Source organism: Pseudobutyrivibrio xylanivorans DSM 14809 (assembly GCF_900141825.1).
Lineage (GTDB): Bacteria > Bacillota > Clostridia > Lachnospirales > Lachnospiraceae > Pseudobutyrivibrio > Pseudobutyrivibrio xylanivorans.
In genome coordinates this window covers 58,169-73,512 of sequence record NZ_FQYQ01000006.1, presented here as the reverse complement: position 1 = coordinate 73,512, position 15,344 = coordinate 58,169, and the positions used below count along the sequence as shown (strand labels likewise).

Sequence of the window (15,344 nt, the reverse complement as noted above, 5' to 3'; positions counted from 1 at the left end):
AGGTCATGAGTTATGGATGTAAGTCAGTATCTGGATATCTTTATTGATGAGACAAGTGGTCATATTCAGAGCCTTTCCGACAATATTATGGAGTTGGAAAAGGAACCGGATAATAAGGATGTTGTAAACGAAATATTCCGTGCAGCCCATTCTTTAAAGGGTATGGCTGGTACAATGGGATTTAAACGTATGCAGCGCCTTACCCATGATATGGAAAACGTTTTCCAGGAAGTTCGTAATGATAATGTGAAGGTTAATTCTGCTCTTATTGATATTCTTTTCAAGTGTCTTGATGCTATCGAGAGTTATCTTGATACTGTAAAGGCTACTTCTAATGAGGGCGAGGAAGAGAACGAAGCTTTAATTAAACTTTTGAACGACTATCTTTCTGGCGGTGGCGGAGAAGGCGGTGGCGAAGCAGCACCAGCTGCTGAAGCACCAGCAGAGGCACCAGCCGAAGGTGGAGGAGCAGCTGATGGCGCCGGTGGTCCTTTGTACAAGAAAATTCCAGTGGATCCTGAGCTTTGTGAAAAGCTTAAAGGTGAAAAGCAGCTCTATGGATTTACTGTACATATCAGCAAGGAATGTCTTCTTAAGGCAGCTCGAGCATTCCTTGTATTTAAGGCTGTAGAAGACTTTGGTCAGATTATGGCCTTCAATCCAAGCTCTGGAGATATTGAGGATGAAAACTTTGAGTTCGATTTTTCATTTATTCTCTCTTCAGAATCAGAGCTTGATCCTATTATTGAGTCTATCAAAACTGTTTCTGAAATAGAGTCAGTTGAAGCGGACAAGGTTACACCAGAAATGTACGAAAAGAAGGAGGAAGAGGCTCCTGCAGCACCAGCCGAAGCGGCAGCACCTGCTCCAGAAGCAGCGGCAGCACCTGCTGCACCAGCAGCTCCAGCACCGGCAGCACCTGCTGCACCAGCAGCAAAATCTGGTGGCGGTGGAAAGACTACTCAGCCAGCAAATAAACCTGTTACCTCACGTACAATTCGTGTTGATATTGAAAAGCTTGATGCTCTCATGAATCAGGTATCAGAGCTTATCATTGCTAAGAACTCACTTGCTTCTCAGAGCAATGGTTCAGGTGAGATTGATAGCCAGACCTTACATGAGAATATTGAATATCTTGAAAGAATTACAACAAACCTTCATGAATCAGTTATGAAGGTTCGAATGGTTCCTATTGAATCAGTAGTTGCTAAGTTCCCAAGAATGATTCGTGATTTGGATCGTAAGCTTAACAAGCCAATGGAACTTGTAATGACTGGTGAGGACACAGAGCTTGACCGTACTGTAGTAGATCAGTTGGGTGATCCACTTCAGCATTTGCTTAGAAACTCTGCTGACCACGGTATTGAGTCTCCTGAAGACAGACGTGCTGCAGGCAAGCCTGAAAAGGGAACTATTTTCCTTAATGCCTTCCAGGAAGGTAACAATGTCATCATCGAAGTAGGTGATGATGGTGGTGGTATTAATACTGATAAGGTTAGAGATAAGGCTGTGGAAAGAGGCCTTGTTACACCTGAAGAGGCAGAGAATCTTACTCAGAAAGAAATTATTGACTTCCTGTTTATGCCTTCATTTTCGATGGCTAAACAGATTACCGATATTTCTGGTCGAGGCGTAGGTCTTGACGTTGTTAAGAGTAATATTGAGGCCTTAGGTGGCGATGTTACAGTTAAGTCTGTAATGGGTGAAGGATCTACATTTACTGTAAGACTTCCACTTACCCTTGCTATTATTCAGGCTCTCATGGTTGAGATCAGAGATGAGAAGTACGCAATTGCGCTTGCTTCTATCATGAACATTGAAAACATTCCTAAGTCAGAAATCAAGTATGTTGAGTCTAAAGAGGTTATTCACCTTAGAGGACAGGTTATTCCTCTTATTCACTTGGACAAGCTTCTTGATTTTGAGCCAAAGGAAGATACAGAAGATACAATGACAGTTGTTATTTGTAAGAAGGGTGATACACTTGGCGGTATCATCGTTGATAATCTTATTGGACAGCTGGAAATCGTTATCAAATCACTTGGTAAGCTGGATAACAACAAGCTCATTAGTGGTGCTACTATCCTTGGAGATGGTGAAATCGCAATGATTCTTGATGTTAACGCTGTCATTTAATAGGAGGTGAGACCATATGTCAGATTTAGCTATGTATGATGTAGTTGAAAAAGAAAAAAAGCAATACATTGTTGTTAAAATTGGTGGCGAGCACTATGGTATCGACATTTCCTATATTGATAATATTGTTAGATTGAGCAAGATTACCAGAGTGCCAAAGGCTCCTTCTTACTATCGAGGTGTTATTAATCTTCGTGGTGAGGTCGTTCCTGTAATGAGCTTAAGACGCAGAATGGATTTGGATGATGACGAGTTCACAGATGCATCTCGTATTATTATCCTTAAGCTTGATGGTGGCGGCTTAATGGGTGTTATTGTAGATGAGGTAAAAGAGGTTCTGTCTTTATCTGAGGATGATATTGAAGCTCCATCATCTACTTTAAAGAGTAAAAATTCCTTTATTAACGGAGTAGGAAAAAATGGGGATGAGCTCATTTCTATCTTTGAAATTAGTTCTATCATAGGAGAGAATGAAGCTTCATAGTTAAGGAGGTTAGAATGCTCACTTTAAATGAGGTAAATGAAAAATATTTTGACGTCCTTAAAGAAATAGGCAATATTGGCGCTGGCAATGCAACAACAGCCATCGCCAATATGTTAGGCCTTCGAATTGATATGAGTGTTCCAGAAGTAGCTTTCCTTCCAGTAGAAGAACTGGGCGGAGCTATTGGAGCCGAAGATGAGATTATTGTTGGTATTATGTTGGGCGTTGAAGAGGATATTGACGGTTCTATGATGTTCCTGATGGATATGCAGTCAGCACATCATATTGTAAATAAGCTTATGATGAGACCTGATGATTATTCAGAGCCATTTGATGAGATGGATTTATCTGCTATCAAGGAAGTTGGTAATATTATTGCAGGTTCTTATCTTTCAGCTCTTTCGGGGCTTACAAATCTTACTATTGCACCAAGTGTACCTTTTGTAGCAGTTGATATGGCTGCAGCTATTCTTTCTGTTCCTGCAGTTCAGTTTGGTATATTCGGTGATAATGCTTTGATGATTAATACAGAATTCTCTGATGATTTAGGAATTAAAGGTCATTTTATTTTGATGCCTGAGGAAGATTCCTATGCAAAGATACTAACAGCACTTGGCATACCAGTATAAGGAGAGTGAAGTATGGGGCAGATGATTAAAGTCGGTATGGCCGATCTTAAAATATGTAAAGCTCCTGATGCACTGACTACCATTGGTCTGGGATCATGTATTGGTATTGCTATCTATGATCCATCAACAAAGATTAGTGGATTGGCGCATGTTATGCTACCAGATAGTACTGCTATCAGGAATAATAGCAATATTGCCAAGTTTGCAGATACAGGAATTCAAAAGCTTTATGATGATATGATTAAAGCTGGTGCAAATAAGGCTAGAATGGTAGCGAAGATTGCTGGTGGCGCTAAAATGTTTGAAATGCCAGGAGCATCTACATCTATAAACGTAGGCGATCGCAATGCTGAGGCCAGTCGAGCAAAGCTTAAACAGCTTGGAGTAAGACTAGTTGCAGAAGATTGTGGATTGAACTATGGACGTACAGTTGAGCTGTATAGCGAGACTGGGGAGTACTATATTAAGGCAGTTGGCAAACCACTTAAAATTATTTAGAATAATACATGGAGGCACAGATGAACACAAAGCCTATTCCAATTATCATCACATTGGCTGCAGCGTTTATATCTTGTGTTGTGTCTATTATTCAAAGAGTTGAATTTTCTGTCTTTGTTTCTAGGCTGCTTGTTGTAGTTCTGATTTTTCTTACCATGGGAACCATTATAAAGATGATTCTTGATTATGCATTTAGAGAATTGGAACCAGCTGAGTCTCTTGATAGTGAGCCTCAGGATATTAGCAGTGTGTTAGCAGAAGATGAAATTGAAGAAGAAAATCAAATGGATACCGAAGATGTTTCGTCTGAATCAGAGGAGGGGTAGTTAACTGATTCAGACTTGATTTAAGGGGGCATTAATGAAGGCGAGTGACAAGGAAAAGCTTTGGGACAAATACAAAGTTAGTCCTACTCCCGAGATTAGGGAGCAATTAATACTTGAATATGCGCCGCTTGTTAAGATAGTTGCTGGCAGACTCTGTATGTATTTGGGGAATACAGTAGAGTACGAAGATTTGTGTAGTTACGGTATTTTTGGTCTTATCGACGCTATAGACAAATTCGATTTGGCCAAGGATGTTAAGTTTGAAACCTACGCAAGTCTTAGAATTCGTGGCTCGATTTTGGACCAGATTCGTAAGATGGACTGGATTCCTCGTACGATACGACAAAGACAGAGAATGATTGACGATGCAATTAAGACGGTAGAAGCTCGCACTGGACATAGTGCCACAGATGAAGATATAGCTGCGGAGCTTAATATTTCATCAGATGAGTTTTCTAAGTGGCAGTCTCAGCTTAATGTCACTAATGTTGTTTCATTAAATGAATTTGTTGAGGCTGGTAATGAGCCGGTTATGGAGGCGGAACATAACTCTCATTTTATTCAGCCGGAAGATAATATTTCAAAACAGGAGCTTACCCAAAAGCTACAGGAAGCTTTGGATATGCTTACCGAAAAAGAAAAACAGGTTATTCTCTTATATTATTATGAGGATTTGACATTAAAAGAAATAAGTGCAGCACTGGAGGTTTCTGAGTCCAGAGTTTCACAGCTACATACAAAGGCACTCCAAAAGATGAGAAAAGTTCTTGGAGAATATATGGGTATTTTAACAAACCAGTAATATTTTCAGTTCTGTTAATGGATGATTGAATTTTGTGATGATCTTTAAGGGAGGGTTTGTTATGTCAATAAGTCCAATCAATTTTAATGGAATGATCCAAAATACAAATGAGCTTAGCCATACTAAAGCTCAAGAGGATCAAAAGCCTATGCTTGAACAACAGAACCTGACGCACACCGTTGAAAAACAACAGGAGCAGCAAGCAAAACAGGTTAATGATTTGTACAAGTCAAATAGGGAAGAGGATAGCTACGAAAGAGAAGGAAATGGTCAGGGCTACGAAGGAAATAAACGACGGAAGGCTATGAAGCAGGAAAAAGACGAAAAAAAGCCTGATGGTAGTGTTACTGAGAAGCATAAAACATCCTTTGATATGAGGATTTAGAGGGGAGACTATAATGACTATACTTGAAATTGTGCTCCTGATTATCGGGCTGGGCCTGTGTATTGGGAGCTTTTTTGTGTCTGAAAGATTATCTGAAAAAGACAGAGAAAATCTTACAAAGCTTACAAAAGAACAGATCGAGGAAATTATTAAGGATAAAATGGCTGATGCCAGAGTAGAGACTGAGGATAAGCTTTCCGCCACTATAGATTCTGCCATGGAAGAACTAGATAGACGTACTGATAAGGAGACAAACGAGAAGATTCTCGAAATATCTCAATATTCAGATACGGTGCTTGAGTCTGTAGATAAATCTCATAAAGAGGTTACGTTTATGTATTCTATGCTCAACGATAAGCATCAGGCTATGGTTGAGATGACAAAAAAGCTGTCCGAACTGCAGGATACCCTTGTGGCTTTGGATGCTTCTGTTGCTAGAAAGCTTGATTTACTTAAGGATAAAGAGCTTGAGATAGAGGAAGAAAAGAAAAAATTAGCTGAAGAGCGTGAGGCTCTCATATCTGAGAAAGAAAAAAAGGAGGAGGAATCCAAGACTATTTCCTTTACGGAGGCGTTAGCTCAGAAGTTTTCTGAGGAAAATAAGCCTATAAAGGCTAATGACAATATGCAGATTCTTGCTATGGCTGATGAGGGAATGTCTGACGTTGAAATTGCCAAGACTCTTGGAAGAGGACTTGGTGAGGTTAAATTTGTTATAGGGTTATATCAGGAGGGGAGATAATGAGATTTAAGTACTATCTTAGAGGCATTGGTATTGGTGTAACACTAGCTACATTACTTTTAACTGTTAGTTTCTATTTTGGACGAGATTTTTTATATAACAAATCTCTTTCAGATGAAGAAATAATTCAAAAAGCTACAGCTCTTGGTATGGTCATGCCTGAGGGGACTGAAGTAACTGAAAGTTCTGAAGGTACTGAATCAATCGAAGGTACTGATGAGGTAGTTATCACAGAGGAAGAAAGTGTACCTCTTGCTGGTGAAATAACTGAAGCTGAAGATGCCATGTCGGAAGAAGTAACGAAAGTTGGTGAAGATGCTATTTCAGCGGATTCTTCTGTTGAGGAGACTGTCACCTACATCCCATTTACAGTCAGAGCCGGAGAGTCTTCAGAGGTCATCAGTAATCATTTGAAAAAGGCTGGAATTATTGATGATTCCGATGAATTTAATAAGTATCTTAATAAATGTAAGGTAGATAATCTGATTCAAAATGGTACATTTTATGTGAAACAGGGAAGTAGCTATGATGACTTGGTTGCAGTCCTTGTAAATAAAGATGTTAGAACAACAACACCCCCTAAGAATTGATAGTTGCAATATTTGCAAAATTATGGTAAATTCTAAGGGCTGTTGAAAATACACGCATAAGGACTGGCATTGGTTCCCAACCTATAGTAGGCCGGGTGTTTGTCAGGTAGAATTATGCGGAAGAAACAAACCAGGAGGTATTAAAATGAGTGTTATTTCAATGAAGCAGTTACTTGAGGCAGGTGTTCACTTCGGACACCAGACACGTAGATGGAACCCTAAGATGGCTCCTTATATCTACACAGAGCGTAATGGTATCCACATTATCGACCTTCAGAAGTCTGTAGGTATGGTAGACGATGCTTATGATGTTATTTTTGACATCGCTCAGCAGGGTGGAAACATCCTTTTCGTTGGTACAAAGAAGCAGGCTCAGGACGCTATCGCATCTGAGGCAGAGCGTTGCGGAATGTACTATGTAAACGAGAGATGGCTCGGTGGTATGCTTACTAACTTTAAGACAGTTCAGACAAGAATCGCTCGTCTTAAGGAAATCGAGAAGATGGAAGCAGATGGAACATTTGATCTTCTTCCAAAGAAGGAAGTTACTCAGCTCAAGAAGGAGCAGGAGAAGCTTACAAAGGTTCTTGGTGGTATCAAGGAAATGAACAGAATTCCAGATGCTATCTTCATCATCGATCCTAAGAAGGAGCACATCTGTGTTCAGGAAGCACATGCACTTGGTATTCCACTTGTAGGTGTTTGCGATACTAACTGTGATCCAGATGAGCTTGATTATGTAATCCCTGGTAACGATGACGCTATCCGTGCAGTAAAGCTTATCGTTGCAAAGATGGCAGATGCTGTTATCGAGGCAAAGCAGGGCGAAATGAATGAGGTTGCTGAGGAAGCAACAGCAGAAGAGGAGGCATAATAATATGGCAGCTATTACAGCAGCAATGGTAAAGGACCTTCGCGAGCAGTCTGGCGCAGGTATGATGGATTGTAAGAAGGCACTCGCTGAGTGCGATGGTGATATGGATGCAGCTTTCGAGCTTCTTCGTAAGAACGGTGCAGCTAAGGCTGAGAAGAAGGCATCTCGTATCGCAGCAGAGGGTATCTGCAAGGTAGTTGTAGAAGGCAATACAGCAGTTGTTCTTGAGGTTAACTCAGAGACTGATTTCGTTGCTAAGAACGAGAAGTTCCAGACATACGTTGAGAAGGTTGCAAAGCAGATTCTCAAGTCTGATGTTAAGTCAATTGATGAGCTCCTTACACAGCCATGGGCTGAGGATTCATCAAAGACAGTTAATGATGTACACGTAGAGATGGTAGCTACAATCGGTGAGAAGCTTTCTCTTAGAAGATTCGAGAAGGTTACATCTGATGGATTCGTAGTATCATACACACACGGTGGCGGACGTATCGGTGTTATCGTTGATATGGCTGGCGCTGAGTCAGATGCAGCTAAGGAAGCAGCTACAAACCTTGCTATGCAGATTGCAGCTCTTAATCCAAAGTATGTATCACGTGATGAAGTATCTGCTGAGTACATCGCTCACGAGAAGGAGATTCTTCTTGCTCAGATTATGAACGATCCTAAGGAGTCACAGAAGCCTGAGAAGGTTATCAATGGCATGATCGAAGGTCGTGTATCTAAGGAACTTAAGGAAATCTGCTTACTTGATCAGGTTTACGTTAAGGCTGAGGATGGAAAGCAGACAGTTGCTAAGTACTTAGAGGAAGTTTCTAAGGCTACAGGTTCTGCACTTTCAATCAAGAGCTTTGTTCGTTTTGAGACTGGTGAAGGTCTTGAGAAGAAGAACGAAGACTTCGCTGCTGAAGTTGCAGCTCAGATGAATGCTTAATTATTAAGTTAAACAGCATATTTAACGGGTCTACATTTTGTAGACCCGTTCTTTTTTTACCCTTTATCTTGTAATTGGGTTGTGCTAAAATAAAGAGGAATCTTTACGGGGAGGATGAAAAATTGGATATTGTAAATGATGGGCTTGAAAAGCAGCGCGCTAAGCGCAGGCGTGTAGCTCGAATGAAAAAGATGATAATTTATACAATTATCTCTTTTATGCTTATTACTTTATGCGTAATGATTTTTTTAGTTTTTGAAGTAATTTCTCTTCAAAGACAAATAGATGCTTTGTCAGCTAAGATTGCAGTTTCTGAAACAGTAGATGATGCTAATGAAATGGTTGACGATAGCTTTTTAGATAATCTATATCTAGTAGATAACATGGATAATATCGCAGAAGAAGGAGATATACCTATGGTATATCTTACTTTTGATGATGGACCCAGCGATAATACCGATGCTATCCTGGATATTCTTGATGACTATAATGTGAAGGCTACATTTTTTGTAGTTGGTAAGGATTTGGATACATATGGTGATGCCTATCGTCGCATAGTAAATGATGGACATACTATTGGTATGCATTCATATAGTCATAATTATTCTAAGCTCTATCAGTCTGAAGATTCTTTTGTTGCAGATTATAATAAGATTCACGATTTGATTTATGACACTACTGGTGTCGATACAAATTTTTACAGATTTCCTGGAGGTAGCAGTAACAAAGTCAGCAATACAAGCATGTCTGTTTTTATTAATTATTTAAACTCTGTAGGGGCTGTTTATTATGATTGGAATATTGCCTCTGGAGATGCCACATCACAGGCTTTTACAGCGGACGAACTTGTTGATAATGTTATGAGTGATGTGGTAAAATACAAGACGTCTGTAGTATTGTTACATGATGCTTCAAATAAGAATGCAACAGTCGAAGCTCTACCTAGACTAATTGAATCTTTGAACGAAGCGGGGGCCGTTATTTTGCCAATTACAGAAGATACGGAAATTATACAGCACGTTAGTGTTGTTCAATAAGAATATGTTATGGAGGATTTATAATGGGTTTTTTTAAAGATTTCAAAGAGGATTTTAATGATGCAGTAAATGAGCTGGTTCCAGGTGGCGAAGATACTGCAGCTAAAGAGGAGGTCATGGTGAACACTCTCGATGGTGATATTGATGTAGAGTCAGAGCTTACAAAGCTTGATGGTCTTCTTGAACAGGTTTCTAAGAAGGTAGATGAGCCTTCTACAAAGGCAGTAGAAAGTGCTTCAGTACAGGAGCAGTATAATGAGAAGAAATCATTCTTCTCTGAGACAAAAAAAGATACTAAAGTGGAGGCATCAAAGACAATGGGAGTTATGGAAAATGGTTCAGAGGCTAAGAATGTAGCTTCAGACGAAAATGCTGTTATTACAGGTGGTATGAAGATTACAGGTAACGTTGAGTCTATCGGTTCTATCGAGGTTCAGGGTGAAATCGTAGGTGATGTTACATGTAATGGTAAGCTTGTTATTGCTGGTAAGGTTACAGGAAATTCTTCATCTGCAGAATTCTTTGCTGACGCTGCAAAGATTGAAGGTGAAGTTGTTACTACTGGTACAGCAAAAATTGGCGTTGGTTCAGTAATTATTGGAAATATTACAGCTACTTCAGCAGTTATTGCTGGTGCTGTTAAGGGTGACATCGATGTTAACGGACCAGTTGTTGTTGATACATCAGCTGTTGTTATGGGTAATATAAAGTCTCGTTCAGTTCAGATTAATAATGGCGCTGTTATCGAGGGCTTCTGTTCACAGAGCTACTCAGATGTTGATGTAAATAGTGTTTTTGCTATCTAATCACAGGCGCTAAAAATAATATAAAGGAAATATAAGTTTAAATGAAAAGAGTAGTATTAAAGCTTAGTGGAGAAGCACTTTCTGGGGACAAGGGTTTTGGATTTGATGAAGCTACCTGCTTAATGGTAGCACGTCAGGTTAAGAAGCTTGTAGATGATGGCGTTCAGGTTGGCGTTGTTATCGGCGGCGGAAATTTCTGGAGAGGACGTACTTCAGAGAATATCGACAGAACAAAAGCAGATCAGATTGGTATGCTTGCTACAGTTATGAACTGTATTTATGTTTCTGAGATTTTCAGAACTGTTGGTATGAAGACTCAGGTTCTCACACCATTTGAGTGTGGAAATGTTTCAAAGCTTTATTCTAAGGATAGAGCAAACAAGTATTTCGAGAGAGGAATGGTTGTATTTTTTGCAGGTGGCTTAGGACATCCATATTTCTCTACAGATACACCTACTGTTCTTAGAGCGGTTGAAATCGAAGCTGATTGCATTTTATTAGCTAAGTCTATTGATGGTGTTTATGATAGCGATCCAGCTAAGAATCCTAATGCTAAGCGTTATGATGAGATTAGCATTCAGGACGTTATCGATCAGAAGCTTCAGGTTGTTGATATGACAGCATCTATCATCGCAATGGAGCAGAAGATGCCAATGTATGTATTCTCTCTAAATGAAGAGGATTCAATAGTAAAAGCTATTTCAGGCAAATTTAATGGTACGGTTGTAACCGTATAAGGAGGGCGAATGGATAATATACTTTCTGTATACGAAGAAAAAATGACAAAGAGCTACAATAATCTTGAAAGTGAGTTCACTACTATCAGAGCAGGTCGTGCTAACCCACATATTTTGGATAAGATTACTGTTGATTACTATGGAGCACCTACTCCACTTCAGCAGGTAGCAAATATTTCAGTTCCAGAGCCAAGACTTATTCAGATTCAGCCATGGGAAGCTTCTCTCGTTAAGGAGATTGAAAAGGCTATCAATATGTCTGATATTGGAATTAATCCTACAAACGATGGCAAGCTTATTCGTCTTGTGTTCCCAGAGCTTACAGAAGAACGTCGTAAGGAAATTGCTAAGGATGTTAAGAAGCACGGCGAGGACGCAAAGGTTGCTATTAGAAACATCAGAAGAGATGCTATTGATTATTTAAAGAAGCACTCAAAGGATGAGGGTGTTTCAGAAGATGAAATCAAAGATCTTGAAGATAAGTGTCAGAAGATGACAGATAAGTTCATTGCTGAGGTTGATAAGGCTGTTGAGGCAAAGACAAAAGAGATTATGACAGTCTAAGAACAATAATCTTAAATTTTTACAGGGCACAATTTGTGCCCTTTTTCATTTATTTTTCTAAAAATGGAGGCACTATGAACGTACCAGAGCATATAGCTATTATTCTTGATGGAAATGGCAGATGGGCAAAAGCTAAAGGAATGCCTCGTACCTATGGTCATACAGTAGGCGCGAAAAATGTTGAGACTATTTGTAGAGCAGCACATGATTTGGGAGTTAAATACGTTACCATGTATGCATTCTCTACAGAAAACTGGTCTAGACCAGATGACGAAGTAAAGGCTTTGATGAAGCTACTTGGAGAGTACATTAAGACATGTATGAGAACCGCAAAGAAGGACAATCTTCGAGTTCGCTTTATTGGCGATTTAACTAAGCTTGATGATAAGCTTAGAAAGGCCATAGATGAGCTAACAGAATATTCATCACAGTTCACTGGACTTACACTTACTATTGCCATTAACTATGGAAGCAGAGATGAAATGACAAGAGCAATCAGAAAGGTGGCTTCTGACGTAAAAGATGGTAAAATAGAAGTTGAGAGTATTGATGAATCACTCTTCGGAACTTACCTTGATACAAAAGATATTCCAGATCCTGATTTCATGATTCGTACATCAGGAGAGCAGAGATTATCAAATTATCTTTTGTGGCAGCTTGCATATGCGGAGTTCTACTTCACACCAGTTGCATGGCCGGATTTTTCTCCAGAGGAGTTAAAGAAGGCTGTTGAGGAATATGACAAAAGAAATCGTCGATTTGGCGGAATTTAGAGAGGATTATAAATGTTTATTACACGACTTATTAGCGGAATAGTACTTGTAATTTTAGCTTTGCTATTTATTTGTACCGGTGGAGATTTACTTCTTGGGGTTATGCTTGCGTTATCTCTAATTGGAATGTTTGAGTTATATCGCATTTTTGAGATTGAAAAGAAGCCTCTTGGCTTTTTAGGATACGCAGCCTGCATTGCATATTATCTTAATTTAAAGCTTCTTTTTTCACCAGATAATATGGCAATAATGCTGGTATTTCTTATCTGTCTTTTAGGCGTGTTTGTGTTTGCATATCCTAAATATCATACACATCAGATAATGGCTGCTTTCTTTGGGCTGTTTTATGTAGGCGTTATGCTTTCTTTCCTTTATCAGACAAGAATGCTTCCTAATGGTCAGTACATTGTATGGCTTATTTTCCTTTGTTCATGGGGATGCGATACTTCAGCTTACTGCGTAGGAGTTCTTTTTGGAAGGCATAAGATGTCACCACTTCTTTCACCAAAGAAATCAATCGAAGGCGCAGTTGGTGGTGTGGTAGGTTCAATGCTTTTCACAGCTCTTTATTGTTTTATTATTGATAATATATTTAACCTGGATGAATTCCCAATTGTTCCTTTAGTTATTTTCGCTGGTATTGGTGCACTTATTTCCATGGTAGGAGATTTGGCAGCATCTGCTATCAAGCGTAATTTCGACATTAAGGATTATGGAAAATTAATTCCAGGTCACGGTGGAGTTTTAGATCGTTTTGACAGTGTTATAATTACAGCACCAATTATCTTTTTCTTAGCATATTACATTTTATAGAGGTAGACATAAATGGCAAAGAATATATCAATTCTTGGGTCCACAGGTTCAATTGGCACACAGACATTAGATATCGTTTCTCAGAATCCTGATGATTTAAATGTTGTTGCCATGTCTTGTGGTAGTAATTTAGATTTATTTGAAAGTCAGATTAGAAAATACGAGCCAACACTTGTTTCAGTTGGAACAGAAGAACTTGCAAAAGATTTAAAGACAAGACTTTCAGATATTACTATAGATATTCATTATGGCATGGAAGGTCTTATTGCTGTTGCTACAGCAGAACAGGCTGATACTGTTGTTACAGCTGTTGTTGGTATGGTTGGCGTACAGCCTACAATAGCTGCTATCAATGCAGGAAAGGATATTGCTCTTGCGAATAAAGAGACTCTTGTTACTGCAGGACATATTATTATGCCACTTGCAAAAGAAAAGGGTGTTTCAATCCTTCCTGTCGACAGTGAACACAGCGCTATATTCCAGTCTCTTAATGGAGAGAGACACAATAAAATTTCTAAAATTTTGCTCACAGCATCTGGTGGACCTTTCAGAGGTCGTACGCTTGATGATTTAGAGAATGTTACTTTAGAGGATGCTTTAAAGCACCCTAACTGGTCCATGGGAGCAAAAATCACAATTGATTCTGCTACTATGATTAACAAAGGTCTTGAAGTAATGGAAGCAAAATGGCTCTTTGGGGTTAACCTTAATCAGGTAGAGGTTGTTGTTCACCCACAGAGTATTCTTCATTCAGCAGTAGAATTTATGGATGGAGCAGTAATTGGACAGATGGGTACACCAGACATGCGTCTGCCAATTCTTTACGCTTTATTCTATCCAAATCGTAAGACTTTATATTCAGAGCCATTAGATTTATTTAAGGTTGGCACACTTACATTTGAAAGACCTGATATGGAGACGTTTTACGGACTTGCTCTTGCTTATGATGCTATGGATGCAGGTGGAAATGTTCCTACTGTTTTCAATGCTGCAAACGAAAGAGCAGTTGCCAAATTCTTAAAAAATAAGATTAAGTTCCTTGAGATTCCTGAAATTGTTTCTGAGGCTATGATTAATGTTGATTTCATTCAGAATCCTACAATTGAGCAGGTTCTTGAGACAGAGCAGATGACTTACGATTATATAGAGAGCAGGTGGTAGTTATTCTTAAGATAATACTTGCAATACTGATTTTTAGTTTCATAATTATTTTTCATGAGTTAGGACATTTTTTATTTGCCAAGAAATGTGGGGTTAAGGTTAACGAATTTACACTTGGCCTTGGACCAACTATTATTTCATGGGGAAAGGGCGAGACAAAATATTGTTTAAAGGCGCTTCCTTTTGGTGGTAGTTGTGTTATGGAAGGTGAAGATGAAGAAAGTGATAGTGACAGAGCTTTCAGCAAGAAAAACAAGTGGGAGAGATTCCAGATTGTCTTTGGAGGTCCATTCTTTAATTTCATTTTAGCCTATTTACTTTCAGTAATTTACATTGCATCTGTCGGTGTTAATGACACTACTATTACTGATGTAATGCCAGGATATGCAGCTGCAGAGGCTGGTATTGAAGCGGGTGATAGGATTGTCAGCTTAGATGGATATAATGTCCACTTTTACAGTGAGATTAGTATCTTTACATTCCTTCATGCTGATGCGGATTCTATTGAAGTTGTGTATGAACGTGACAATCAAAAATACTCTACAACAGTCGTACCAAAGTATGATGAGGAATCTGGCCGTAAGCTTATTGGTATACAAAATGCTAACGAATATGTTAAGGTCTCACCGATTGGCGTATTACAGTACGCTGCATACGAAATGAAATATCAGATTTATGTTACACTAAGTAGCATAAAGATGTTATTTACCGGTGAATTATCTGTTAATCAGGTTTCAGGTCCAGTAGGCGTAGTTACCACGATTTCTGATGTTTATGATCAGTCAGTTACTAGTGGCATATTCTACGTATTTATAAATTTACTATCAATTGCTATTTTACTTTCAGCTAACCTTGGTGTAATGAATTTACTTCCATTCCCAGCATTGGATGGTGGACGTATTGTGCTTATTATTTTTGAAGCAATAAGAGGTAAAAAGATGAAGCCTGAAATCGAAAACGGCATTAACTTGGTTGGCTTTGCATTATTAATGCTTTTGATGATTGTTGTTATGTATAACGATATTTTAAAACTTATGTAATAGGAGATTCTTG

At 39.0% G+C, this 15,344-nt stretch carries 19 protein-coding genes; all 19 read left to right on the top strand.

The features are described from left to right. Positions 1 to 12 precede the first annotated feature (12 nt). The 19 genes from BUA88_RS06145 (at position 13) to rseP (ending at position 15,331) form a co-directional block, all read left to right on the top strand. Positions 13 to 2,136, top strand: coding sequence for a chemotaxis protein CheA (locus BUA88_RS06145; RefSeq protein ID WP_072914349.1), 2,124 nt, complete (start codon positions 13 to 15; stop codon positions 2,134 to 2,136). 16 nt (positions 2,137 to 2,152) lie between these two features. Continuing rightward, positions 2,153 to 2,620, top strand: a complete 468-nt coding sequence (locus tag BUA88_RS06140) for a chemotaxis protein CheW (protein WP_072914345.1) — start codon at positions 2,153 to 2,155, stop codon at positions 2,618 to 2,620. Positions 2,621 to 2,634: 14 nt separating this feature from the next. Then, entirely contained in the window at positions 2,635 to 3,249 is a 615-nt protein-coding gene (locus BUA88_RS06135) for a chemotaxis protein CheC (RefSeq protein WP_072914342.1), read from the top strand. 12 nt (positions 3,250 to 3,261) lie between these two features. After that, positions 3,262 to 3,747, top strand: a complete 486-nt coding sequence (locus tag BUA88_RS06130; protein ID WP_072914339.1) for a chemotaxis protein CheD — start codon at positions 3,262 to 3,264, stop codon at positions 3,745 to 3,747. A gap of 20 nt (positions 3,748 to 3,767) precedes the next feature. Further along, positions 3,768 to 4,073, top strand: coding sequence for a hypothetical protein (locus tag BUA88_RS06125; RefSeq protein WP_072914336.1), 306 nt, complete (start codon positions 3,768 to 3,770; stop codon positions 4,071 to 4,073). A 34-nt stretch (positions 4,074 to 4,107) separates the two neighbouring features. Continuing rightward, complete coding sequence (locus BUA88_RS06120; protein ID WP_072914332.1) at positions 4,108 to 4,875, top strand: FliA/WhiG family RNA polymerase sigma factor; 768 nt, start codon at positions 4,108 to 4,110, stop codon at positions 4,873 to 4,875. A 61-nt stretch (positions 4,876 to 4,936) separates the two neighbouring features. Next, positions 4,937 to 5,260, top strand: coding sequence for a hypothetical protein (locus BUA88_RS06115; RefSeq protein ID WP_072914328.1), 324 nt, complete (start codon positions 4,937 to 4,939; stop codon positions 5,258 to 5,260). Positions 5,261 to 5,336: 76 nt separating this feature from the next. Then, a complete protein-coding gene (locus BUA88_RS06110; protein ID WP_143151403.1) occupies positions 5,337 to 6,002 on the top strand; it encodes a DUF6115 domain-containing protein in 666 nt (221 codons plus the stop codon). Further along, the gene (locus tag BUA88_RS06105; protein ID WP_072914319.1) at positions 6,002 to 6,592 is read left to right on the top strand and encodes an endolytic transglycosylase MltG; all 591 of its coding nucleotides are present in this window, start codon (positions 6,002 to 6,004) and stop codon (positions 6,590 to 6,592) included. Before BUA88_RS06110 ends, BUA88_RS06105 begins: the two co-directional genes overlap by 1 nt. 145 nt (positions 6,593 to 6,737) lie before the next feature. Then, positions 6,738 to 7,466, top strand: a complete 729-nt coding sequence (gene rpsB / locus BUA88_RS06100) for a 30S ribosomal protein S2 (RefSeq protein WP_072914316.1) — start codon at positions 6,738 to 6,740, stop codon at positions 7,464 to 7,466. Positions 7,467 to 7,470: 4 nt separating this feature from the next. Next, entirely contained in the window at positions 7,471 to 8,400 is a 930-nt protein-coding gene (gene tsf / locus BUA88_RS06095; protein ID WP_072914311.1) for a translation elongation factor Ts, read from the top strand. A gap of 122 nt (positions 8,401 to 8,522) precedes the next feature. Then, the gene (locus tag BUA88_RS06090; RefSeq protein ID WP_072914307.1) at positions 8,523 to 9,437 is read left to right on the top strand and encodes a polysaccharide deacetylase family protein; all 915 of its coding nucleotides are present in this window, start codon (positions 8,523 to 8,525) and stop codon (positions 9,435 to 9,437) included. A 23-nt stretch (positions 9,438 to 9,460) separates the two neighbouring features. Continuing rightward, on the top strand, positions 9,461 to 10,243 hold the full coding sequence (locus BUA88_RS06085) for a polymer-forming cytoskeletal protein (RefSeq protein WP_072914303.1): 783 nt from the start codon (positions 9,461 to 9,463) through the stop codon (positions 10,241 to 10,243). 41 nt (positions 10,244 to 10,284) lie between these two features. Then, the gene (gene pyrH, locus BUA88_RS06080; RefSeq protein WP_028246960.1) at positions 10,285 to 10,980 is read left to right on the top strand and encodes a UMP kinase; all 696 of its coding nucleotides are present in this window, start codon (positions 10,285 to 10,287) and stop codon (positions 10,978 to 10,980) included. A gap of 9 nt (positions 10,981 to 10,989) precedes the next feature. Next, on the top strand, positions 10,990 to 11,544 hold the full coding sequence (gene frr, locus BUA88_RS06075; protein WP_072914299.1) for a ribosome recycling factor: 555 nt from the start codon (positions 10,990 to 10,992) through the stop codon (positions 11,542 to 11,544). A 74-nt stretch (positions 11,545 to 11,618) separates the two neighbouring features. Continuing rightward, on the top strand, positions 11,619 to 12,317 hold the full coding sequence (locus tag BUA88_RS06070) for an isoprenyl transferase (protein WP_072914289.1): 699 nt from the start codon (positions 11,619 to 11,621) through the stop codon (positions 12,315 to 12,317). Positions 12,318 to 12,329: 12 nt separating this feature from the next. Continuing rightward, positions 12,330 to 13,130, top strand: a complete 801-nt coding sequence (locus BUA88_RS06065) for a phosphatidate cytidylyltransferase (RefSeq protein ID WP_072914285.1) — start codon at positions 12,330 to 12,332, stop codon at positions 13,128 to 13,130. A gap of 12 nt (positions 13,131 to 13,142) precedes the next feature. Next, on the top strand, positions 13,143 to 14,291 hold the full coding sequence (locus BUA88_RS06060) for a 1-deoxy-D-xylulose-5-phosphate reductoisomerase (protein ID WP_072914280.1): 1,149 nt from the start codon (positions 13,143 to 13,145) through the stop codon (positions 14,289 to 14,291). After that, on the top strand, positions 14,285 to 15,331 hold the full coding sequence (gene rseP, locus BUA88_RS06055; RefSeq protein ID WP_242939588.1) for an RIP metalloprotease RseP: 1,047 nt from the start codon (positions 14,285 to 14,287) through the stop codon (positions 15,329 to 15,331). The genes BUA88_RS06060 and rseP overlap by 7 nt, the downstream gene beginning before the upstream one ends. Positions 15,332 to 15,344: the final 13 nt, after the last annotated feature.

What these genes read in the sequence shown, in the direction of transcription:
- BUA88_RS06135 (WP_072914342.1), top strand. Translation starts at nt 2,635, where the DNA reads ATGCTCACTTTAAATGAGGTAAATGAAAAATATTTTGACGTCCTTAAA.
- rpsB (WP_072914316.1), top strand. Translation starts at nt 6,738, where the DNA reads ATGAGTGTTATTTCAATGAAGCAGTTACTTGAGGCAGGTGTTCACTTC.
- BUA88_RS06065 (WP_072914285.1), top strand. Translation starts at nt 12,330, where the DNA reads ATGTTTATTACACGACTTATTAGCGGAATAGTACTTGTAATTTTAGCT.
- BUA88_RS06125 (WP_072914336.1), top strand. Translation starts at nt 3,768, where the DNA reads ATGAACACAAAGCCTATTCCAATTATCATCACATTGGCTGCAGCGTTT.
- BUA88_RS06085 (WP_072914303.1), top strand. Translation starts at nt 9,461, where the DNA reads ATGGGTTTTTTTAAAGATTTCAAAGAGGATTTTAATGATGCAGTAAAT.
- BUA88_RS06130 (WP_072914339.1), top strand. Translation starts at nt 3,262, where the DNA reads ATGGGGCAGATGATTAAAGTCGGTATGGCCGATCTTAAAATATGTAAA.
- pyrH (WP_028246960.1), top strand. Translation starts at nt 10,285, where the DNA reads ATGAAAAGAGTAGTATTAAAGCTTAGTGGAGAAGCACTTTCTGGGGAC.
- BUA88_RS06120 (WP_072914332.1), top strand. Translation starts at nt 4,108, where the DNA reads ATGAAGGCGAGTGACAAGGAAAAGCTTTGGGACAAATACAAAGTTAGT.
- frr (WP_072914299.1), top strand. Translation starts at nt 10,990, where the DNA reads ATGGATAATATACTTTCTGTATACGAAGAAAAAATGACAAAGAGCTAC.
- BUA88_RS06145 (WP_072914349.1), top strand. Translation starts at nt 13, where the DNA reads ATGGATGTAAGTCAGTATCTGGATATCTTTATTGATGAGACAAGTGGT.
- BUA88_RS06070 (WP_072914289.1), top strand. Translation starts at nt 11,619, where the DNA reads ATGAACGTACCAGAGCATATAGCTATTATTCTTGATGGAAATGGCAGA.
- BUA88_RS06140 (WP_072914345.1), top strand. Translation starts at nt 2,153, where the DNA reads ATGTCAGATTTAGCTATGTATGATGTAGTTGAAAAAGAAAAAAAGCAA.
- BUA88_RS06060 (WP_072914280.1), top strand. Translation starts at nt 13,143, where the DNA reads ATGGCAAAGAATATATCAATTCTTGGGTCCACAGGTTCAATTGGCACA.
- BUA88_RS06115 (WP_072914328.1), top strand. Translation starts at nt 4,937, where the DNA reads ATGTCAATAAGTCCAATCAATTTTAATGGAATGATCCAAAATACAAAT.
- BUA88_RS06105 (WP_072914319.1), top strand. Translation starts at nt 6,002, where the DNA reads ATGAGATTTAAGTACTATCTTAGAGGCATTGGTATTGGTGTAACACTA.
- tsf (WP_072914311.1), top strand. Translation starts at nt 7,471, where the DNA reads ATGGCAGCTATTACAGCAGCAATGGTAAAGGACCTTCGCGAGCAGTCT.